Below are 19906 nucleotides of genomic sequence, written 5' to 3' on the forward strand. Positions count from 1 at the left end.
TCCCGTAGTAAAACCCTATCCCTTATATTATAATGGATATTGCATTCCTATACGGAACAATACGCTGATTTATTGAAAGGCAGGTAACTATCACTATGGCTGACAATCGTATCTACAATTTCTCCGCAGGCCCCTCCATGCTTCCGGTGCCCGTACTCGAGCGCTGTGCATCCGAAATGCTGAACTACAAGGGCTCAGGCATGTCCGTCATGGAGATGAGTCACCGATCTAAAGTATATGACGGCATCATCAAGGAGACCGAGGCCGCGCTGCGCCGCGTGCTCTCCATTCCGGAGAATTACAAGGTCCTTTTCCTGCAGGGCGGCGCGACAACCCAGTTCGCGGCCATCCCGATGAACCTGATGAAGACCGGCAAGGCGGACTATGCCATCACCGGCAACTTCGCCAACAACGCCTACAAGGAAGCCGTCAAGTTCGGCGATATCCATGTGGCGTTCTCCTCCAAGGAGGGCAACTTTGACCGCGTGCCTACACAGGGCGAGCTGGACATCCGTCCGGACACGGATTACTTCTACATCTGCGCCAACAACACCATCTACGGCACCGAGTATCAGTACGACCCCGAGACTCCGGCAGGCGTACCGCTGGTGGCCGATATGTCCTCGAACATCCTGTCCAAGCCGGTTGACGTTTCCAAGTACGGCGTCATCTACGCGGGCGCACAGAAGAATATGGGCCCTGCGGGCGTGACCGTCGTCATCGTACGCGAGGACCTGCTGGGCAACTATCCGCTTGAGAAGTATCCGGTCATGCTCGACTGGAAGACCATGGCCGACAAGGATTCCATGTACAACACGCCCCCCACGTACGGCATCTATGTGCTGGGCCTCGTGCTTGAGTGGGTCGAGCAGATGGGCGGCGTCAAGGTCATGCAGGAGCGCGCTGCAAAGCGTTCCGGCCTGCTGTATGACTACCTCGACAGCCAGGATTTCTACAAGGCGGTTGCCGAAAAGGCGTCCCGTAGCCACATGAACGTCACCTTCCGCACCGGAAACGACGAGTTGGACGCGAAGTTTGCCAAGGAATCCGCGGCGGCCGGCATGTCCAACCTCAAGGGCCACCGTTCGGTCGGCGGTATGCGCGCTTCCATCTATAACGCGATGCCGATTGAGGGTGTGGAGTACTTAATCGACTTCATGAAGAAGTTCGCGGCGGAAAACGCATAAACGCTTATAAGGGGTACCCAGTACCCCCTATATACAAAAATCAGTTGTGAAAAACTGATTTTTGATATTCCCGGCCGCAGCCCAAGGCCGCTGAGTCGGGGTCAAATTTCCAAGGCACCTGTCCTTGGAAATTTGTTATTTTATATCGCTTCGCTCCCAAAGAGCGGCAACAATAAGAAGATAAGAGGAGTGTATTCCCATGTATCAGGTAAAGCTGTATAACAAAATTTCCAAGGTCGGTCTGGAAAAACTCGACGCCACCAAATATACCTGCTCGGAGGACTTTACGGATTATGATGCCGTTCTCGTCCGTTCGGCCAAGCTGCACGATGTTGAGTTCCCGAAGAACCTCAAGTGCATCGCGCGTGCGGGCGCGGGCGTGAACAACATTCCGCTCGATCGCTGCGCGCAGGAAGGCATTGTCGTATTCAACACCCCGGGCGCAAACGCCAACGCGGTCAAGGAGCTGGTTGTCTGCGCGCTGATGCTTGCCTCCCGCAAGATTGTGCAGGGCGCAAACTGGGTAAAGAGCCTTGCCGGCACACCGGACATCGGCCCGGCTGCTGAAAAGGGCAAGGCAACCTACGCCGGTCCGGAAATCTCCGGCAAGCGTCTGGGCGTCATCGGTTTGGGCGCCATCGGTGTTAAGGTTGCAAACGTCGCGGTCGATCTGGACATGGAGGTCTGGGGCTACGACCCGTATCTGTCGGTTGACGGCGCGCTTGCGCTCTCCCGTTCGGTCAAGCATGTCACCGATCTGGACCAGATTTTTGCAAACTGTGATTACATCACCATCCATGTTCCGCTGACGCCGGACACCAAGAACACCATCTGCGAGGAGACCATCGCCAAGATGAAGGACGGTGTACGCATCATCAACCTCGCCCGCGGCGAGCTGGTCGATACGCAGGCCATGGCGAAGGCACTCGAAAGCGGCAAGGTCGCAGCCTATGTATCCGACTTTGCATCCGATGAGATTCTCGCACAGGAAAACGCGGTCACGCTGCCGCACCTCGGCGCGTCCACGCCCGAAAGCGAGGACAACTGCGCAAAGATGGCGGTTAAGGAAATTTCGGATTATCTTGAAACCGGCACGATCCGCAATTCGGTCAACTTCCCGAACCTGAAGGTTCCCTATGAAGGCGGCTACCGCGTCTGCATGATTCACAAGAACATTCCCAACATGATCGCATCCATCACCGCTGCGGTCAAGTGCAACATTGAAAACATGGGCAACCGCTCCAAGGGCGATTACGCATACACCATCGTAGACCTTGCCGAGCAGCCCACCGAGCAGAACCTCGACGCGCTGCGCGCAATTGGTGGTATGATTTCGGTACGCGCCATCTGATTTCATAAGAAAAAGGCCTTCCGCCGTAGCGGAAGGCCTTTTTTCATGGTGTTTAGTCGTAGATGGATTCTACATCCCAGCTAACAATGCTGCCGGTCGAAGCATTGATTTCAAATTCATATTCCATCGTGTTGTAGATGATTTTGCCCTCATACTCGAGACGGCCGTCATCATAATCCAGCTTGAATTCGTAGATATTGGCCGTGCTTGCACCCGGTACGCGAGCCAGCGCGATCTGCTTGGCGCGATCCGCGGAGATGGATGCAGTCTGACCACCAATGCTCGTACCGCCCGTGACACCCGTGCCGCCGGTCGAGGGAACATATCCCTCTGCGTCATAGTCATAGCTCAGGATTTTGCCCGTCGTAGAGTCGATTTCATAGTCATATTCCAGATAGCCCGTGCCGGAGCGATAGATAAACTCAATTTCATATACCGTTCTGCCATACTCCCAGTCGGACTTGGTCTTGACAAAGGTCACCTGGCTTGCAGTCTTGCCCGCGTGATTGAGTGCGGTCTGCTTCGCCTGCTCGAGCGTTACCGCGCCGGTCGTTGTACCGATATTACCGGTGTTGCCGCCTACGTTGCCGATGTTGCCGGTATTACCGCCTACATTACCGGTGTTGCCGGTATTACCGCCTACATTACCGGTGTTGCCGGTATTACCGCCTACATTACCGGTGTTACCCGTATTACCGCCTACATTACCGGTGTTACCCGTGTTGCCCGAAGGGGTGTTCGTATCAAAATCGGTCACTTCGCTGCCTGCCGTGCTGCCGGAAATGAATACGGTCTGCGTTGCGCCGTCCCACGACACGGTCTTGCCCATAATTTCGCCAATTGCACGAATCGGCAGGTAAATCGAGCCGTTATACAGCGCAGGGTCAACCTTCTGACCGTTTACGTTGTAGAACGTACGTGCCGTGCCGTCAATGACGATGGTATAACTCGGCTCAATGCTCAGAGTGATGCTCTGCGTCACCGCGCCCACATCCGGTATACCGGTTGCGTCCGGCGTAACACGCGAGCCGCTGATGGTGGCGGTGTTGGTCGTGCCGTCCCAGTTGACATTCTTATCCATCAGCTCACCAATCGAGCGAATCGGCACATAGGTGGTGCCTGCGTAGCTGATCGGGTGAACTTCCTGACCCTGCGCGTTATAGAAAACGCGATCCACACCGTCAATCTTAACCGTGATGTTCGGGCTCAGCTCCGCCGCTACCGTGTAGGAACCATTGGCTGCTCCCGCCGCGCCGCACAGCAGTGCGGCCAGTGCCATTGTACAAATCAGTTTTTTCATTTTTTTCTCCTCCTTAATGGTTTATATTATCAATCGAATACAGATTCCGCTTCCCATTCCTGAATGGCTCCGCTGTACGCATCGATTTCAAAATCGTATTCCATACCCTGGTAGATAATCTTGCCCTCGTAGCACAGCCGGCCGTCATCGCGGTCCAGATACATCCGGATGTCATTGGCGGTTGCGCCCGGCACCTTGGCCAGCGCAATCGAGCGAACGTCAGCCTCGCTGAGCGTCTCACCCGAGGCGGAAGCCGTATTTTGCTGTCTCGGCGTGTAGTTTTCCGCGTCATAGTCGAAACCGCGAATCTCACCGGTCGCAGCGTCAATCTCGTAATCGTATTCTGATCCGGTCGCGGCTACATAAAACTCGATCTCGTAAACCAGCACACCGTTCTCGTAATCCTGCTTAGCCATCACAAACGTCGTGTCGCTCTCGCTCACGCCCGCATGGTTAAGCGCAATCTGCTTTGCGCGTGCCTCATCAATCGCACCCGTCTGGCCCGTGGTGGCCGAACCATTGGCAGCTCCCGCAGAAGTCGTACCATTGGCAGCACCTGCGGCGGTTGTGCCATTGGCAGCGGCCGTGGCAATCGTATCATTCGTGCCGACTGTCTGTGACGCGGCGCTGTTCGATTCAATCACCGCACCGGTCATGGCGTCAATCGCATAGCGGTAATCCGTACCGTTCGCCGTGAAATCCACCTCATAATATGCAATGCCGTCCTTTTGACCCAGCGTTGCTGTTGTAAAGGTCGTGTTTGTGGTATCCACCTGTGCGGCAACCATTGCCATATTCTTGGCAGCGTCCACACCGATATATCCCATCTGTGCACTGCTTTTCTGGGTGGGCTGGCCACAGCCTGCCAACGCGGCGGCCAGCATTGCCGCGGCGGTAAACATTAAAAACTGTTTTTTCATCCTGCTCACACCTTTCGTTTGAGTTCGTATACAGAATACCAGCCCAACATTAAAAAAATATTAAAAGAGTAAATTATTTAAAAAAATAAACTGTAAATTTTAGAAAAGCCTGTGTTTGTCGGTTTTCGTCGCTTCACAGGCTTTTTACAACTCCAATTTTCGCCGAAAAATCAACAGAAAATCAACAGAGCCGAGAAAATCAACGGCTTCACCAATTCACCCCCGGCGGCGGTCAAATGTAAAAATATATATGTACCTATTCGCCCGGGAGCAGTACCGTTAGTGTCAAAAACGAATAGTGTTATATTACTATCTCTTTTCTGTTGCCTGTTAATGCTGTACGGATTAGTATTTATCTTTTCAATGGCACAGCGCAACAGTGCCGCACAGTGTCAAGCCAGGGGAAATAGTACCAACCCGGGAAAATCTGAAAAATTCGCTTGAAAATGTGTAATAAAATCGCTTGTGTTTTCTCTGTGTTGGTGGCTCTGCACCGTTCCGGGCGGTGTTGTCCTCGCTGGTGCTATCTGTCGGGGCTTGCTGTGGCTGGTTTTGCTGGTGTACGCTGTGCCGCCTGTGCGCCGCTGGTGGTGCTGATTCTGTTGTATGCTGGTGGAGAGCTTGCAAACGAACCGCAAGACCTCGCTCGGGCGGTGTTCTGTCTCGGATTCCTTGAAAAAATCGGTAAAAATCCTTTTTAGGTAGGAAGGTAGGGCGGCGGCGCAACGCCACGCCCACAGCCCCACAAACAGCCCACAGAACGCCCGGAACGGTGCAAGGGTACACTACACGCATACAGCACAAAAACGCCGTACAACGCCCCACAGAACGCCCCACAGCGTACACCAACCCCACAGCACCAACACGACAGGGCAAAAGAAGACCCCGGCGGGGTGTTATCCCTCCGGGGCGGTGTGCCTGTGTTATTTCGATTCGTTCACAGTGCATAGAATATCATCAGCGAGTTTTACAGCCGCTTTTAATGCGGTTGGCATTTCAAAAAGTGCGGTTTCGTTGTCCGGGTCAACTGCTGAAAGAACTTTCAAAAGGCTGTAAAGCTGTACGGCGGTTTCCTCAAATTCTTCACGGTTTAAAATATGTACTTCTTTCATGGTGTTTCCTCCTATTATGCGTGTTTCTGATTTTTATAAACTACATCGGCGAAAATTTCGGTAGCTCGCCGTTGCGCTTCCTCGTTTGCGTGGCTGTATATGTTGAGCGTAACAGAGGGGTTACAATGCCCCAATTTTTTAGAAACGCTCACAACGTCCGCACCGTTCGCAATGCTGATTGTTGCCATTGTGTGTCGTAATGCGTGGGGGTGCATACCGGGCAAATTATACTTTTTTCCGAACTGCCTTATATATGCGGTTATGGTGTTTGGGTTTAATATTTCGCCCTCGTTCTGTGTGAAGCAATAGCCCCCGGTTGTTTGTCCTTTACTGAAATATAACAGCGCCTGTTGTTTTCTCCATTCCTTGAGAACCTGTAAAACAGGGGTGTTTATAATGATTTCCCGGCTTTTGTGGTTCTTTGGGGTGCTTATATACACGCCTTTTTCTTTGGTGTATTGAGCATTTCGGGAAATGGTGACTTTTCCGGTTTGAAAATTGATTTCTTCCCATTTCAACCCGGCAACCTCTCCACGGCGGCAACCGCTGTCAATCATAAATAGAACCATCGCCCGCCATTTTAACGGCTCACTGTTCAAGCACTCCATAATATACGCAAGTTCGCTTTCGGAATATACAAGAGCTTTCCGGGGTATATCGTCCTTGCGTGGTTTGGGCTTTTTCATTCGTTGCATAGGGTTTTGAACTATCACGCCGTTTTCAACGGCACTTTCAAAAAGTGTGTGCAATGTGGTGTAATATGTAACTATCGTACCATGTGCAAGCGGCTTTTTTCCGTTTTCCGCTTTGGTGGTCTGTAAATCGGTTATAAATTGCTTCACCATTAGAAAATCTATGTCTTCTAATTTCATTTCACCAAACACAGCCGCCGGACGTTTCAACGCCTGTTCATAACTCTGTATTGTAGTAGCCGAAAGCGTGGCGGCTTTTTCTTTTATGAACAGCTCCGCATATTTATTAAATGTCGGCTTTTTCTGTTCCTCCGTCTTTTGGTGTTCGGCTTTTTCGGCTTTCTCCTGTGCATGGGCTTTTTGCTCCTCTTTGGTGAGGATTTCGCCACGATTACAAGCCGCTTCAAATTCGCCCATGACTTTTTGAAGCTCTCTTGTAATCGCTCTTTTGCTCCACCCCTCCGGGGGTGTGTATGTCATTGTGTAGGGTGTGAGCTGTTTCCCGGTGAGCTTGTCACGCCCTCGAGAAACTTTTATTTGAAAGCTTACAATTTGCCCCACTTTATTTTTTCGGGCTGTATAGCTTGCCATTTCTTCGACCTCCTTTATTTATTCATTTTTAGAAGCTCCGCAAGAATAACCAACGGTAAAATCAAAATGCAAAGAACGAACATTTTTCTTTCTCCCTCCTTGAAATTTGGGAGTGGGTGAAATACAATATTGATTGCACCCACTCGGGGTGTATAGCTCTTTTCTTTCATGCTGTGGCGGCGGTTAGATAAAGGGCTATTTTTTATTGAACCGTAAAACGGCGGTACGTTGTCGGGGTGCTGTACTCGGTGAATAAATCCGGGTACACTTTACGGAAGCTGGAAGAATCGAACCGGGACGAAGTAACCGCCTTGTATGTCGCTTTGCTCGCTCCCTCTGTGACCGTCTCCCGGTCTCCCATGATTGCGAGAATGTCGGTTTTTATACTGTCGTTCATCGCTTCCAACTCCTCTATCAATCTCTTGTTTTCTCTGTACTCGTTGCACAGCTTTTCAAATGCGCTCATTGTTTGCCCTCCTCACATTCTCATAATTTCATCAAGATACAGCCGTAAAGAACCCTTGCGAAGGTAGCCACGCCCGGCGGCGGTATAATGTACAGTGTTACGATGATAGCCCCATGTCTGACCCTCTGAACCGCTCCACGCCGTTATAAAATCGGTGTCGGGCTTGTCTTCCTCCATCGGCTCGAATACCAACACGCCGAAGGTGTTACACAGGCAGACCGACCCAACCGGGCGGCGGTCTGCATATCTCTTGTAAAGCGGTGTTTTCATGTTATGCAACCCCCTTTTCAATGGTGTAAAAATTGCTGTGTGTTCCGTGGTGTCCTCTCACCTCGAAACCGCACTTTTTAAGAATCGACCAAAAGCACGAAACACCCACACCGCCCTCAAAATAAGGGATTGCACCATATCCCGCACCGTAGCCGATAATAGAACCGTTGGAGCGTCCGCAACTTGCCGTTTTGCTCTCGTCACTCTCACCAGCGGCGAGGGCGTTTTCCTTGTAGGTGTAAAGAAGCTGTAAAACGCTGTCGCACTGGTTCAGAGCTTCGGCAACTGCCGCCGATTCTTTATCATAGCCGCAACCGCTCGCCGTTCCTGTAAATGTTCCGGCGTTGCTCATTGCTTCGGCGTGTGGATTGTAGCCCCATGTGCGAGAGCGCACCCAATCAACCGAAATAGACAGGTAGGAAAGAGCCGGGGCGGCGGCTACTCTGTCGAGCTGTGCAAGCTGTACGGCGGTTTTCTTGTCAATCTCTCGGAAAGCTCGAGCCGTGGCAAACTCAACCGCCTTTTCTCGGGTGATTCTGCCGTTTTTGTACTGCTCCCAACGTGTGGCGGTGCTGTACTCTTGTAAACCTCTGTCGAGGTCTCCGTGGTGTTCTGCCGCCCATGTTGGCATATATCCATTACGGATATAAAAAGCGGTGTTGTTCTTGCGGCTCTCGCTGTCGGTGATTACTTCGTTCTTTATGTTTTTGTACTCGGTCATGGTGTTGTCCTCCTCGTTCTGTTCTTCCTGTTCTTTTATAGGTGTTTCTACTTCTATAATGGGTTTACCTCTGTGACGTGCTTCCTCTACTGCTGAATCTGACTGGTAAAACTGTTCAAATCAAGACCAGCCAACGATTTTGCCACTTCGGGTAACTTCTTTAAGGCGTTAAAGGTCGAGTTCAACCCGGTTGCTTTACCAATATTCCCCAGCGGCGTGGGTGCTGTCGAGAGCTTACCGATACTGGAAAAGTCCACGCCATTCAGAGAAGTAGCGGCACTGCCGATATTCTTGAGCTGATTTGCAACAGAGGAGGAGAGCTTAATGCTCCCCAGTCCATTGAGCTTCGACAAACTGGTTGCCAACTTGTCAATTTTATCAGCGGAAGAACCATCGACAGATTTCAGTGCTGAATCGAGGTTTCTGATTTGGTTCACAACACCTGTCAGTCCGATACCTTTCGTAGCACTTTTCAGTTTCCCCAGCGTGGAGGTAAGAGTGTCAATACTTCTTGCCGCTCCATCAGCAGAGGACTGTACTTCGAGTTGTAGACTTTCCACAGTGACATCACTCATAAAAATCCCTCCTTTCTATGGGATAGAATCGAATGATTAGATATCCTCTTGATATTCGCCGGATTTTTCCTTATAAATGCTGTGTCCTTTTTCCAGTGCAAGCCCTTTTTCCTTGCTTGCGGTCATGCTCTCAGTTATTTCAAGATAACTTTGAGCGGGGTTCTTTCCTGTCGTAGACATTATTCGTTTTCCTCCTTGTCTTCTAATGCGTCTTTTCTCAACCATAAAAGGCGAGAACGCTTTTTGCCGCTTGAATTAGTAATCCATTTGGCTTTAGTAGTCTGATTCTTGTCGGTTTCAATTAGCTTGTCGATTGCCAACTGCTGAAATAGGGCTGTCTTTCCGAGCGGAAAATTCAAATCCTGTGCGGCATAGAATTTTCGCACTTCGCTGTAAATCGTGTCGGGGTAGCAGTAGTAGAAATACTCATCAACATAACCCACAGGTTTGTACGAAGGACATTCTGCTGTTAAATCCGAGAAACGGATTTCTCCCCGGTCTAAAAGCTCCTTAACCGCATTGAGAAACAGCTTCACAGGCTTTTGACTTGCCCTCCTTCCTCTTGGCTTTCAACTTTTCACGGTATCTATTGCGAATAGCCCTGTCTTTTTCGGGATTTCGCTTTCTCCATTCCCGCATATAAGCGGCGTTCTCTGCTCTAATCTGTTTACGAGCCACTTCTAATGCTTCCTGTTCCGTCATTCTTGAACCTCCTTTCCGGCAACAAAAAAGGTGCGCTATCGTCAGAGAATTTAATCTCTGTGCGATAACGCACCTATCATTTCAACTTGTTCTCTCCATAACCAATACGGAGAGCGTGACCGAATCACTGTGGTTATTTTGTTGTTATCACCATTATAGCAAATGGGGCATAAATTACAACTATCGGATACGGATAAAAAGTTATCCGAATATCGTAATTTTATCTGATTCAGATAGCAAATCAATACCAATAGTATTGAAAATAACACGAAAATTCTTTTTGGATTTTTCGGGAATTTTTGAGAAGGGTCTCTCTACAATGTTGAAATGGTACTGTTGGTACTTCACTGGTACTACTGCTGTGTGCCATTCAAAAGATTATATCTTATCTCGATTGTGTTGCTCGGTAACAGATAGAAAGATAGATATAATATTATTTGTTTTTGGTACTAATGGTACTGTAAATTAAACTATACCCTCTCTCTAAAAACCTTTTATTGCTTGAGGGTATTCGGACTACTCCCTCGGCACTTTGAGCGGGGTATATATCCCCCTCCGGGGGGGGGTATCTGTTGCCGCTGGTGTGAGCTGTTCCCGGCTGGTGTTGGTGTGGTGGGAAAATCAACAGAAAATCAACACGCCCCAATATAAACCCATTCACACCCGAACGAGTTGGAACAGCAAGCCACAACAGGCGATTTACAGCCCAACATATAGAAAAGCCTTGTATTTGCTGTGTTTTCTCGCAACGGTATGAGCCGGAACAGCCCCGAACACCCCGGAACGAAAAAATACTATTGATAATTTAAAAAAATTTTTTTACACCTTTTTTTCGCCGCCTTCTCCTTCCTGCCCGACAGGGAATCGAAGGGTAAAGCAGCTGCCCACTCCGAGGGCGCTGTCCAGCGTCACCGTGCCGCCGTGCAGCGCGGCTATCTGGCGCACCATGGTCAGTCCCAGTCCGGTGCCGGCCTGTCCGCTGCGCGACGGCTCCACCTGATAGAATCGCTGCCAGATTTTTTCCTGCTGCTCCTTTGCAATGCCAATACCGTCATCCCGCACGACAAGCACAGCATCCGTCTGCTCCTGCCGCAGAGACACCCAGATATGTCCGTCCTGCCTGCCATACCGCACGGCGTTTCCAATCAGGTTTTGCAGCAGACGGCTCATCAGCGTGACATCAAAACGCGCTTCGACCTCCGGCTGAATGTCGGTTTGCAGCGTGATGTTCTTGGGAAAGGCGGGCTGCTCCGTACAAACCACCTCTACCAGGCCGCTCAGGTCGGCCCACTCAAAGGTGGCACGCTGCGTGCCCTGCTCCAGACGGGTCATCTGCAAAAGCTGCGCGATGAGGTCGGACATTTTGCCCGCCTGCCGCTCAATGACCTCAATCGCCTGCGCATATTGCTCGGTGGTTTCCGCATGCCGCCGTGCATCCTCACATTGGGCGAGGATAACCGCGGTCGGTGTGCGCAATTCATGTGAGGCATCCGAAGTGAACTGCTTTTCCGACTCGAAAGACGCTTCCAATCGCACAAACATGTTGTCAAATGCCTGTCCCAGCCGGCTGATCTCGTCCCGCCCGGGGGGCAGGCCGATACGACGGGACAAATCGCGTCCCTCTCCGATATTTTCCGCCGCGCGGATAATTTTGTCGATGGGGCGGAAGGTAGAGCGGGCCAGCAGATAGGAGCCGAGACCGCTTACCACCACCATCAAGGGCAGAATCAGCAGCGCAATACCGGTCATATCGTCCAGCACATCGGCTACATCCGGCGTCTGGATCATGCCGCGCACCCACACGCCGTCCTCCCAGTCAAATGGCAGCCAAAAATCCAGCACATAATAATTCCCGCTGTTTCCTTCCGCCATGCGGATTACGCCGTTTTCAAACTCCAGCGTATCCGGAAAGGACAGCGGCAGCTGTCCGGCAAGCAGTGCGTCGCTGCTGCTGTATATAACGGTATACACACCATTTTTTGTAAAAGAAAAATCTTCGCTGAACTTCAGGCTGTCGTTTTCCTTGGAAATACCGCTCAGGTTGCTGCGCACGGTATTGGTCAGTTGTTCATATGCGTTTTCATTAACGACCGAACTGCTCACCACAACCATAAACACCAGCACCGATGTGGTAAGCAGCAGCATGAGCAGCGTAATCCACAGGGTCAGCTTCTGCTTGACGGAAAATCGCTTCACGGCTCCTCCTTTAATATCCAGCCCGCGCCGCGAACCGTATGCAGCAGCTTTTTATCAAAGCCGCTGTCGATCTTTTTGCGCAGATAGGTGATATATACGTCCACCACGTTCGATCCGCCCGCATAATCATAATTCCAGATATGGTCCTCCAGCCGGGCGCGGGAAATAACCGTTCCTTTATGCTGTATCATATATTGCAGGATGGCATATTCCTTGGCCGACAGGCGAATCTCCTTGCCGCCGCGCGTGACCGTATGGCTGCCGGTGTCCACCGTCAGATCGGCCAGCGTCAGCACGCTGGTCTTTTGCGTGCCATATTTGCGCGTTGCCGCACGGATACGGGCGAGCAGCTCCTCAAAATCAAAAGGCTTGACCAGATAATCGTCCGCACCGAGATCCAGCCCCTCAATACGGTCATGCACACTGTCGCGCGCGGTCAGGAATATCACCGGAACAGCGCTGCCCTGTGCGCGCACGGTGCGCAGCACCTCGCGTCCGTCTTTTTTCGGCATCATAATATCCAAAAGCAAACAGTCGTATTCCGCTCCCAGCAAATAATCCAATGCGGCCTCTCCATCAAAGCAGGCGTCCACACTGTATCCCGCGCGCTCGAGCGTCCGGCAGATCAGCCGGTTAAGATCGCGCTCGTCTTCCGCTACCAGAATTCGCATAAAAACCCCTCCTATTCTTTATTATAGTACCAATTCATACCATTGGGCAAGGGAGTCTTGCGCATGATGCTTGCGTTTATCCCATCGGTCGGCTATAATTAAAAATAATACCGACCGGGCAGATTCCGGATATATCCGGTCACACACCATCCGGCTCTGCCGATAGGGCAATCAGGAGGAAACCCCATGAAAAAGATCATTACCATCAGCCGGCAGTTCGGTGCGGGCGGCGGCGAGCTTGGGCGGCGCGCAGCGGACGCACTGGGTATACCGCTATACAATAAGGATCTGATCCTTTGCACCGCCAAGGCATCCGCAGGGCTGACGCCCGCGCAGGTGCGCAAATGGGATGAGCGCGTGCCGACCAGCTTTGGTCTGACGCAAAGCCTGTTTGACTTTTACAACCGCCCGCTCAGTGACAAGCTGTGGGAGGCGCAGGTCAAGGCCATCCGTGAAATCGCAGACCGGGAAAGCTGCGTTATTGTCGGCCGCAACGCGGACTTTATTCTGCGGGAGTTTGACCACTGCCTGCGGGTGTTCATCCACGCGGATTTTGAGTGGCGCTTTGAACGGATGCGCGGCATGGTGGAGGACACCGAACCGGAAAAGCTCCGCGCCAACATTAAAGCTGTCGATAAGGCGCGCAGCGCATACTGCACACATTATACCGGCCGCCACTATGCCGATGCGACAAACTACGATTTGACCCTGTGCACCAGTGTATTGGGCATCGACTTCGCGCTCGAGGAAATTTTGCGGGCGGCGGAGCGGATTTAATTTGCTTTTTTGTCTAAAACAGGCTCTGTGCTTGACTGTAGCTTTATTTTACGCTATAATAAGTTCGGTATAATAGGCGATGGTGGTTGTCTGTATCCTTCCATCGCCTATTCTTTCACTATGGCTGATGCACTGCATGCGCGGGGAAAAACGCCATGCGGATGCGGATGGTAAGAAAAACGAAAAGGAGAATCATAAGTGAAAAAGATTATTTCTCTGCTGATGGCAGCCAGCCTGGCGCTGGGTCTGGCAGCTTGCGGCGGCAATTCGTCCGGTGGCGACAGCAATGCGTCTGGCGACGCTTCGGGTGACGGCAAGACTTGGGTGATCGCGTCCGACACCGTGTTCAAGCCCTTTGAATACACCGACGCTTCCGGCAACTTCGTCGGCATCGATGTGGACATCGTTGCGGCAATCGCGGAAGATCAGGGTTTTGCGTATGAGATCAAGCCCCTCGGCTGGGATGCCGCCATCGCGGCCTGCCAGGCCGGTCAGGCGGACGGCATGATCGCCGGCGCTTCCATCACCGATGAGCGCAAGGAAAGCGGCTGGATCTTCTCGGACGGCTACTATCAGGCTACGCAGACCATGACCGTTGCGGCGGATTCCGATATCACCGGCTTTGAAGACCTGTCCGGCAAGACGGTTGCCGTCAAGACCGGTACGCAGGGCGCGGCTTACGCTGAGAGCCTGATGGATCAGTATGGCTTCAAACTCACCTACTTTGAGGATTCGCCCACGATGTATCAGGCGGTTCTCGGCGGTCAGGCGGTTGCCTGCTTCGAGGATACCCCGATCATGGCTTCCTCCATCAAGGACGGAAATCTGGCACTCAAGATCCTTGAGGATACCGCTAACGAAGGCGCGCCGTATGGCTTTGCCATCTTCAATGCGGACAATCAGGAGCTGATCGACATGTTCAACGCCGGCCTTGCCAACATCAAGGAAAACGGCAAGTACGACGAGATCATCGCCAAGTATCTGGGCTGATCGCAGCCGATAGACCTGAGTTTTCAGGGGGCACTGGTTTGATCCGGCGCCCCCTCTTTTTACAAAGAAAGGGGTTCTGACCATTGATCCAAATCCTTACCGATTATGGGCCTTTGCTGCTGCGGGCACTGGGGCAGACGCTGCTGCTGACCCTGCTCGGACTGTTTTTCGCCTGTATCCTCGGCCTGATCTTCGGCATTATGAGCGTGGTCAAAAACCGCGCCTGCAACATTATTTCGACCATTTTTGTCGATGTGATCCGCGGTGTTCCGATGATCGTACTGGCTTTTTACGTTTATCTCGGTATTCCCTATCTGCTCAAAAACGGATGGGGTCTGGTGGGCATGGTACCCAGCGCCTTGCAGGCCGGTACAATCTGCCTTGCACTCAACTGCGGCGCTTACATGTCGGAAATCATCCGCGCCGGTATCCAAAGCGTGGACAAGGGCCAGATGGAGGCCGCGCGCAGCCTCGGCCTGCCGTACTGGAAGGCCATGCAGAAGGTCGTGCTGCCGCAGGCCATCCGCACCATGATCCCGTCCATTATCAACCAGTTCATCATCACGCTCAAGGATTCCTCTATTCTTTCGGTTATCGGATTCCCGGAGCTGGTCAACACCGCAAAGAACGTCGTAGCAAATACCTTTGATTCGTTCTCGGTCTGGACAATCGTGGCAATCATGTACCTGATCGTCATTACGCTGCTGTCCCGCTTTGCAAAGATCATGGAGAGGAGGCTCAATCGTGGCAGAGAATAACAAGCAGGCAAAGATTCATGTTTCTCATCTGAAAAAGAGCTTCGGTGATCTGGAAGTGCTCAAAGACGTCTCCATTGATATCCATGAGGGTGAGGTCGTTGTCATTCTGGGGCCGTCCGGCAGCGGTAAGTCCACCTTTTTGCGCTGTCTGAACCGTCTGGAGGAAATCACCGACGGCACGGTCATCGTCGACGGCTACGACATCACCGACAAGCACACCGATATCAACAAGGTGCGCGAAAACGTCGGCATGGTGTTCCAGCTGTTCAATCTGTTCAACAATCTGGATGTCATGGGCAACATGATGCTCGCGCCGACCGAGCTGAAAAAGGCCACCAAGGAGGAAGCACGCGAAACCGCCATGCGGCTGCTCAAGCGCGTGGGGCTGGCGGACAAGGCGGAAGCCTATCCCGCGCAGTTGTCCGGTGGCCAGAAGCAGCGCGTTGCTATCGCCCGTGCACTGGCGATGAATCCGGATATCATGCTGTTTGACGAGCCGACCTCCGCGCTCGACCCGGAAATGGTCGGCGAGGTGCTGCAGGTCATGCAGAATCTGGCCAAGGAAGGCATGACGATGGTTGTCGTCACACATGAGATTGGCTTTGCCCGTGAGGTTGCCAGCCGTGTGATCTTTATGGAGGGCGGCTACATCGTCGAGGAAGGCACGCCGGATGAGGTTATCAACCATCCGAAGGAGCCGCGCACGATCGATTTTCTAAGCAAGGTTCTGTAAAAGCACACATCTTTTTCGCTCAGAATATGCAAAACCACTACCATACTTTGCCGTAAGACAGGGTTATGGTAGTGGTTTTTTGCTATAACAAACAAATCAAACGGATTTTTTCTTTTTTATGGGAACTGCAAATAACAGACAAAAAAAATCCATAGGCATTTTACATAATCTACAAAATAAATTCTTGTGGATTATCACAATTTTCTTCAATTAAACTTGACAATGCAGAACGGGATGACTAATATTAGCTTACAGATAGTTCGTATTTAAGTCTTATGTTCGTATATACGTTCATAAAGACTGGTACAACTGGAAATAAGAGACAAGCAAGGTAATGGTTATGAACAACGCAATTGAGACAATGGCTGAACTGGTTGGTAATCAATTAAAGTTGGTTGATTTGAGCCACAATCTGGAAGTTGGAATGCCCAGCTGCCTGACACACGCCCGCTTTGGCCGTGTCCAGCATGAGGCGATTGAGTATGGAGACGCATTTACCCATGCTGCGTTGATTATGAGCGAGCACACCGGCACGCATATGGATGCTCCCAACCATCACATCCCCGGCAGCGACTATACCATCGAAAAGATTCCGGTTAAACGTCTTTTCGGCCGCGGCGTTATCATTGACGCCAGCCATCTGGGAAAGAATGAATGCCTTCCCGTAGAGTTTATTCAGGCATGGGAAAAGGAGCATGGTGCAATCCATGCGAACGATTTCGTACTCTTCCGCTTCGGCTGGGACAAAAAGTGGAATGTTCAACCCAACTGCAAGCCGTACGAGCATGACTGGCCGGGACTGGGCCAGGAGGCTTCCGAGTACCTGAAGAACAAGGGTGTAAGCGTAGTCGGTACGGACGCACTCGCGCTGGATGCCGGCGATGCCGTTGTTTGCCCCGCACATGATGTTCTGCTCGGCGCGGATATCTTCATTCTGGAGGCACTTGACAATCTGGATACCCTTCCTCCGTTCTGCTATATTGTTGCGCTCCCGCTCAAGGTAAAGGATGGCTCCGGCGCACCCGCCCGTGTGATTGCTCTGGTTGAGTAAGATGCCATCAGCGCATGGTTGCATGCGAGAAAGGAGTTGAGCCTGTGGCTAATCAAGAAAACACAGCCGTTGAGACGAAGAAAAAGAGCCTTTTGGATCGTGTCATCGACCTGATATCCTCCGTTTTTCTTCCGTTTATTACGCTGATGGTCGCAGCCGGTATCCTCAAGGGTATCGTCGCACTGCTGACCGCCGCTAACATCATTGTCGAAGGGCATCCGCTTTACAGCGTATTTTACGCGATGGGCGATGCGTTCTTCTACTTCATCCCGGTGTTTTTAGCATTCACCGCCGCAAAGCGCTTCGGCACCGAGCCGTTCTGTGCCGTATTGGTCGCTTGTGTCCTTGTACATCCGACATTCGTAGCCCTTATGGAGGCTGGAGAGGACTTTTCCATTCTCGGTCTGCCCGCAAAGGCAATGACTTACTCTTCCACGGTTATCCCCATCCTGTTGGCAGTTTACATGCTCAAGTGGGTGGAAATCCTTTGCAAAAAGGTGATTCCGGAAACGGTGCGGGCTATCCTGACCCCGCCGGTCTGCCTGATTCTGGTCATTCCGGTCACACTGGTTGTCTTTGGTCCGATTGGCCTCTATATTGGCAACTGGGTGGCGGCAGGATACCAGTGGCTGTATGGGCTTAGCCCTCTGGTGGCCGGTTTCGTATTGGGCGCCCTTTTCCAGGTCATGGTCGTGTTCGGTTTCAACTGGGGTCTGTTCCCCATCATCCTGAACAATATCGCAGTCAACGGATATGACACCATTCTGGCTCTGATCGGCGGTTCTATCTTCTCTCAAAGCGGCGCCGCACTTGCAGTCGGCATCCGCACCCGCAACACGCAACTGCGTTCGACCGCGGTATCCGCAGCCATTGCCGCCTTCTTCGGCATTACAGAGCCTGCGCTGTTCGGTGTGAACATCCGCTTGAAAAAGCCGATGATATGCGCCTGCATTGCCGGCGGTATCGGCGGTGCAATTGCCGGCTGGTTCCGCTGCCAGGCATCCGCGTTTGCCTTCCCCGCGCTGACCACGCTGCCTGTGTTCTGGACTGTGGCCTTTATCCCCTTCCTACTCTCCCTGGCCGTCAGCTTTGTTGCAGGTTTCGTCCTGACGCTGGTTATCGGCTTTGATGATTCCGCGGTTGAGGAAGAGGGCTGATTGACAGCCCACAAAGCAAATGGCATAGCAATAATTCCCACCCTATTTCCCCTTCCCCAACCGGTATCCCTAAATATGCGAGGAATGGCCACACTGGTAGTTCCTCGCATTTTTTTGCAGAATTCTTACTTTGCTTGCAAATAAGGAGTAAATTGCTATAATTAAAATAGGAAGCATTGGGCCGCATACTTCCCACATCCGACAGCTTCCTACATGAAAAGGGGGCTACTTGGATGGCACAAGACCAACATCGCACCACCACACGCATATTGGACATACTCGAACATGTATCTGCCGTGAAGGCGGGAATGACGCTGACAGAATTGGCGCAGACTCTGAACGCGCCCAAAAGCAGTCTGTTTCCCATCGTCCACACGTTGGAAGAGAGGCGGTATTTGCAGCAAAATCACGAGACCGGACGGTATATCATCGGTCCGAGCGGATTGGTCCTCGGCGCGGCGTTCTCGGCCGACAGTGGGATGGAGCCTGTCACGAAAATCATGAAACATGTGGTCGCCGTTTGTCAGGAGACCTGTCAGTTTGGTATTTTGGATCACGGCAATGTGCTGTATGTGGGAAAAGAAGACTCCACACAGGCAATTCGTATGATTTCCTGGGTCGGCAATCGCCTGCCCGCCAATGCCACAGCCATCGGAAAAGCGCTGCTCAGTGGGTTGACGGATGATGAAATCCGCGCGCTTTATGCCGACGGGATGCCGCGTTTGACCGAACATACGATCACCGATCTGGATATGCTGTTGGCACAGCTGGATGCGATACGCCACGGGGAAATCGCAACCGAGCAGGAGGAGTCAACCGCGCAGATGCTGTGCTGGGCGCTGCCGCTGCGTCGGCAAGGCAAGGTTTTCGCCGCGCTCAGCATATCGGTGCCGTTATTCCGCTGTCAGGAGGAAAAAATTGCACAGGTCATCCAATGCTTGAAGCAAGCACAGACCGAAATTGAACAGTTGGGCGAGCTTATCCATTTCTTTTGACCGCTGAAAGCGATATATTGCGCACAGCGCGCAGCAGAGAGACAGATCCATGTCAAACGGCAGGGGTCTGTTTTTTTATATATCGGATGTGGGATTCTCCATCATCGCCATTGCATTGGAATTTCCCAGCAATATAATGGGATTTTTTTGTGGAATATGTTAAAAAATATCCCAAATTCAATTTGACAGCTTTGTGCTATGGTGTTATAATCAATACATGGATTCGTAATTAAGAATAAGATTCTTAATTACGAACAGACAAAACAACGAGCAATCAATATGCTGACGCGAGTGTATCAAAGGATTTGATGCGGTAAAAACACAAAAATCCCAGTGCATGATTGCGGGTATGCCATCCGGACAAACAGATCATCACAGAGATAAAAAGGAGTGGAGCGCATGTGTAATGCCATGATCATTGACAGCAAGGATAATGTTGCGGTAGCCATTGAGCCGCTTTCCAAGGGCGATACCGTGACCTACCTTTGTAACGGTGTGGAACATACACTGACGGCGCGAGACGATATCACCATTTATCATAAACTGGCCATCCGGGATATTGTGTGCGGAGAGCCAGTCGTGAAATACGGGGAACATATCGGCATTGCGACCTGTGATATTCAGGCTGGCGAGCACGTCCATGTTCACAACGTGGAAGGCCGCCGCGAAAACCCGGAAGAAAAAGAATAGG

General features: G+C 51.6%; 23 protein-coding genes. 10 read left to right on the plus strand and 13 right to left on the minus strand.

All coding sequences use genetic code 11. From position 1 onward, the window contains the following. Positions 1 to 95: 95 nt before the first annotated feature. Both serC and ACTQ3V_RS00410 read left to right on the plus strand, forming a co-directional pair. The gene (serC, locus tag ACTQ3V_RS00405) at positions 96 to 1187 is read left to right on the plus strand and encodes a 3-phosphoserine/phosphohydroxythreonine transaminase (protein WP_441465780.1); all 1092 of its coding nucleotides are present in this window, start codon (positions 96 to 98) and stop codon (positions 1185 to 1187) included. Between the two features lie 199 nt (positions 1188 to 1386). Next, positions 1387 to 2538 carry a 3-phosphoglycerate dehydrogenase family protein gene (locus ACTQ3V_RS00410; protein ID WP_441465781.1) on the plus strand — a complete coding sequence of 384 codons (1152 nt, stop codon included), beginning with the start codon at positions 1387 to 1389 and terminating at the stop codon, positions 2536 to 2538. Between the two features lie 52 nt (positions 2539 to 2590). Here the strand turns inward: ACTQ3V_RS00410 and ACTQ3V_RS00415 are convergent, their stop codons facing one another. The 13 genes from ACTQ3V_RS00415 to ACTQ3V_RS00475 all read right to left on the minus strand — a co-directional run bounded on the left by ACTQ3V_RS00415 (position 2591) and on the right by ACTQ3V_RS00475 (position 12754). After that, a complete protein-coding gene (locus ACTQ3V_RS00415) occupies positions 2591 to 3838 on the minus strand; it encodes a PepSY domain-containing protein (RefSeq protein ID WP_441465782.1) in 1248 nt (415 codons plus the stop codon). A 29-nt stretch (positions 3839 to 3867) separates the two neighbouring features. Further along, positions 3868 to 4758 (minus strand): PepSY domain-containing protein, encoded by an 891-nt coding sequence (locus ACTQ3V_RS00420; protein ID WP_441465783.1) that lies wholly within the window; start codon positions 4756 to 4758, stop codon positions 3868 to 3870. A gap of 923 nt (positions 4759 to 5681) precedes the next feature. Further along, the gene (locus tag ACTQ3V_RS00425; protein ID WP_177985705.1) at positions 5682 to 5870 is read right to left on the minus strand and encodes a hypothetical protein; all 189 of its coding nucleotides are present in this window, start codon (positions 5868 to 5870) and stop codon (positions 5682 to 5684) included. Positions 5871 to 5884: 14 nt separating this feature from the next. Then, positions 5885 to 7153, minus strand: coding sequence for a tyrosine-type recombinase/integrase (locus ACTQ3V_RS00430; RefSeq protein WP_441465784.1), 1269 nt, complete (start codon positions 7151 to 7153; stop codon positions 5885 to 5887). A 202-nt stretch (positions 7154 to 7355) separates the two neighbouring features. Next, positions 7356 to 7619, minus strand: a complete 264-nt coding sequence (locus ACTQ3V_RS00435) for a hypothetical protein (RefSeq protein WP_441465785.1) — start codon at positions 7617 to 7619, stop codon at positions 7356 to 7358. 12 nt (positions 7620 to 7631) lie between these two features. Beyond that, a complete protein-coding gene (locus ACTQ3V_RS00440; protein ID WP_441465786.1) occupies positions 7632 to 7889 on the minus strand; it encodes a hypothetical protein in 258 nt (85 codons plus the stop codon). Between the two features lies 1 nt (position 7890). Further along, complete coding sequence (locus tag ACTQ3V_RS00445; RefSeq protein ID WP_441465787.1) at positions 7891 to 8610, minus strand: hypothetical protein; 720 nt, start codon at positions 8608 to 8610, stop codon at positions 7891 to 7893. Positions 8611 to 8696: 86 nt separating this feature from the next. Then, the gene (locus ACTQ3V_RS00450; RefSeq protein ID WP_441465788.1) at positions 8697 to 9185 is read right to left on the minus strand and encodes a hypothetical protein; all 489 of its coding nucleotides are present in this window, start codon (positions 9183 to 9185) and stop codon (positions 8697 to 8699) included. A 36-nt stretch (positions 9186 to 9221) separates the two neighbouring features. Next, positions 9222 to 9365: a hypothetical protein gene (locus tag ACTQ3V_RS00455; RefSeq protein ID WP_441465789.1), complete on the minus strand. Its 144-nt coding sequence runs from the start codon at positions 9363 to 9365 to the stop codon at positions 9222 to 9224. After that, entirely contained in the window at positions 9365 to 9721 is a 357-nt protein-coding gene (locus ACTQ3V_RS00460; RefSeq protein WP_441465790.1) for a hypothetical protein, read from the minus strand. The genes ACTQ3V_RS00455 and ACTQ3V_RS00460 overlap by 1 nt, the downstream gene beginning before the upstream one ends. Then, positions 9696 to 9887 carry a hypothetical protein gene (locus ACTQ3V_RS00465; protein WP_441465791.1) on the minus strand — a complete coding sequence of 64 codons (192 nt, stop codon included), beginning with the start codon at positions 9885 to 9887 and terminating at the stop codon, positions 9696 to 9698. The genes ACTQ3V_RS00460 and ACTQ3V_RS00465 overlap by 26 nt, the downstream gene beginning before the upstream one ends. 819 nt (positions 9888 to 10706) lie before the next feature. Next, entirely contained in the window at positions 10707 to 12083 is a 1377-nt protein-coding gene (locus ACTQ3V_RS00470) for a sensor histidine kinase (RefSeq protein ID WP_441465792.1), read from the minus strand. Next, complete coding sequence (locus ACTQ3V_RS00475) at positions 12080 to 12754, minus strand: response regulator transcription factor (RefSeq protein WP_441465793.1); 675 nt, start codon at positions 12752 to 12754, stop codon at positions 12080 to 12082. The genes ACTQ3V_RS00470 and ACTQ3V_RS00475 overlap by 4 nt, the downstream gene beginning before the upstream one ends. A 186-nt stretch (positions 12755 to 12940) precedes the next feature. Here ACTQ3V_RS00475 and ACTQ3V_RS00480 point away from each other — a divergent pair, with 186 nt between their 5' ends. The 8 genes from ACTQ3V_RS00480 (at position 12941) to ACTQ3V_RS00515 (ending at position 19905) form a co-directional block, all read left to right on the plus strand. Continuing rightward, a complete protein-coding gene (locus tag ACTQ3V_RS00480; protein WP_441465794.1) occupies positions 12941 to 13531 on the plus strand; it encodes a cytidylate kinase-like family protein in 591 nt (196 codons plus the stop codon). A gap of 198 nt (positions 13532 to 13729) precedes the next feature. After that, positions 13730 to 14521, plus strand: coding sequence for a transporter substrate-binding domain-containing protein (locus tag ACTQ3V_RS00485; RefSeq protein WP_441465795.1), 792 nt, complete (start codon positions 13730 to 13732; stop codon positions 14519 to 14521). Between the two features lie 83 nt (positions 14522 to 14604). Continuing rightward, positions 14605 to 15279, plus strand: a complete 675-nt coding sequence (locus ACTQ3V_RS00490; RefSeq protein WP_441465796.1) for an amino acid ABC transporter permease — start codon at positions 14605 to 14607, stop codon at positions 15277 to 15279. Next, on the plus strand, positions 15266 to 16012 hold the full coding sequence (locus tag ACTQ3V_RS00495) for an amino acid ABC transporter ATP-binding protein (RefSeq protein WP_441465797.1): 747 nt from the start codon (positions 15266 to 15268) through the stop codon (positions 16010 to 16012). The genes ACTQ3V_RS00490 and ACTQ3V_RS00495 overlap by 14 nt, the downstream gene beginning before the upstream one ends. A 340-nt stretch (positions 16013 to 16352) precedes the next feature. Further along, a complete protein-coding gene (locus ACTQ3V_RS00500) occupies positions 16353 to 17063 on the plus strand; it encodes a cyclase family protein (RefSeq protein ID WP_441465798.1) in 711 nt (236 codons plus the stop codon). A gap of 44 nt (positions 17064 to 17107) precedes the next feature. Next, complete coding sequence (locus tag ACTQ3V_RS00505) at positions 17108 to 18220, plus strand: PTS transporter subunit EIIC (protein WP_441465799.1); 1113 nt, start codon at positions 17108 to 17110, stop codon at positions 18218 to 18220. Positions 18221 to 18453: 233 nt separating this feature from the next. After that, the gene (locus ACTQ3V_RS00510) at positions 18454 to 19215 is read left to right on the plus strand and encodes an IclR family transcriptional regulator (protein ID WP_441465800.1); all 762 of its coding nucleotides are present in this window, start codon (positions 18454 to 18456) and stop codon (positions 19213 to 19215) included. 399 nt (positions 19216 to 19614) lie between these two features. After that, complete coding sequence (locus ACTQ3V_RS00515; RefSeq protein ID WP_441465801.1) at positions 19615 to 19905, plus strand: UxaA family hydrolase; 291 nt, start codon at positions 19615 to 19617, stop codon at positions 19903 to 19905. Position 19906: the final 1 nt, after the last annotated feature.

This window comes from Candidatus Agathobaculum pullicola, assembly GCF_052117205.1.
GTDB lineage: Bacteria > Bacillota > Clostridia > Oscillospirales > Butyricicoccaceae > Agathobaculum > Agathobaculum pullicola.

Coding starts and splice junctions, on each gene's coding strand:
- ACTQ3V_RS00420 (WP_441465783.1), bottom strand. CDS start 4,758: ATGAAAAAACAGTTTTTAATGTTTACCGCCGCGGCAATGCTGGCCGCC.
- ACTQ3V_RS00455 (WP_441465789.1), bottom strand. CDS start 9,365: ATGTCTACGACAGGAAAGAACCCCGCTCAAAGTTATCTTGAAATAACT.
- ACTQ3V_RS00500 (WP_441465798.1), top strand. CDS start 16,353: ATGAACAACGCAATTGAGACAATGGCTGAACTGGTTGGTAATCAATTA.
- ACTQ3V_RS00475 (WP_441465793.1), bottom strand. CDS start 12,754: ATGCGAATTCTGGTAGCGGAAGACGAGCGCGATCTTAACCGGCTGATC.
- ACTQ3V_RS00425 (WP_177985705.1), bottom strand. CDS start 5,870: ATGAAAGAAGTACATATTTTAAACCGTGAAGAATTTGAGGAAACCGCC.
- ACTQ3V_RS00465 (WP_441465791.1), bottom strand. CDS start 9,887: ATGACGGAACAGGAAGCATTAGAAGTGGCTCGTAAACAGATTAGAGCA.
- ACTQ3V_RS00430 (WP_441465784.1), bottom strand. CDS start 7,153: ATGGCAAGCTATACAGCCCGAAAAAATAAAGTGGGGCAAATTGTAAGC.
- ACTQ3V_RS00480 (WP_441465794.1), top strand. CDS start 12,941: ATGAAAAAGATCATTACCATCAGCCGGCAGTTCGGTGCGGGCGGCGGC.
- ACTQ3V_RS00415 (WP_441465782.1), bottom strand. CDS start 3,838: ATGAAAAAACTGATTTGTACAATGGCACTGGCCGCACTGCTGTGCGGC.
- ACTQ3V_RS00515 (WP_441465801.1), top strand. CDS start 19,615: ATGTGTAATGCCATGATCATTGACAGCAAGGATAATGTTGCGGTAGCC.
- ACTQ3V_RS00450 (WP_441465788.1), bottom strand. CDS start 9,185: ATGAGTGATGTCACTGTGGAAAGTCTACAACTCGAAGTACAGTCCTCT.
- ACTQ3V_RS00435 (WP_441465785.1), bottom strand. CDS start 7,619: ATGAGCGCATTTGAAAAGCTGTGCAACGAGTACAGAGAAAACAAGAGA.
- ACTQ3V_RS00445 (WP_441465787.1), bottom strand. CDS start 8,610: ATGACCGAGTACAAAAACATAAAGAACGAAGTAATCACCGACAGCGAG.
- ACTQ3V_RS00440 (WP_441465786.1), bottom strand. CDS start 7,889: ATGAAAACACCGCTTTACAAGAGATATGCAGACCGCCGCCCGGTTGGG.
- ACTQ3V_RS00510 (WP_441465800.1), top strand. CDS start 18,454: ATGGCACAAGACCAACATCGCACCACCACACGCATATTGGACATACTC.
- ACTQ3V_RS00410 (WP_441465781.1), top strand. CDS start 1,387: ATGTATCAGGTAAAGCTGTATAACAAAATTTCCAAGGTCGGTCTGGAA.
- serC (WP_441465780.1), top strand. CDS start 96: ATGGCTGACAATCGTATCTACAATTTCTCCGCAGGCCCCTCCATGCTT.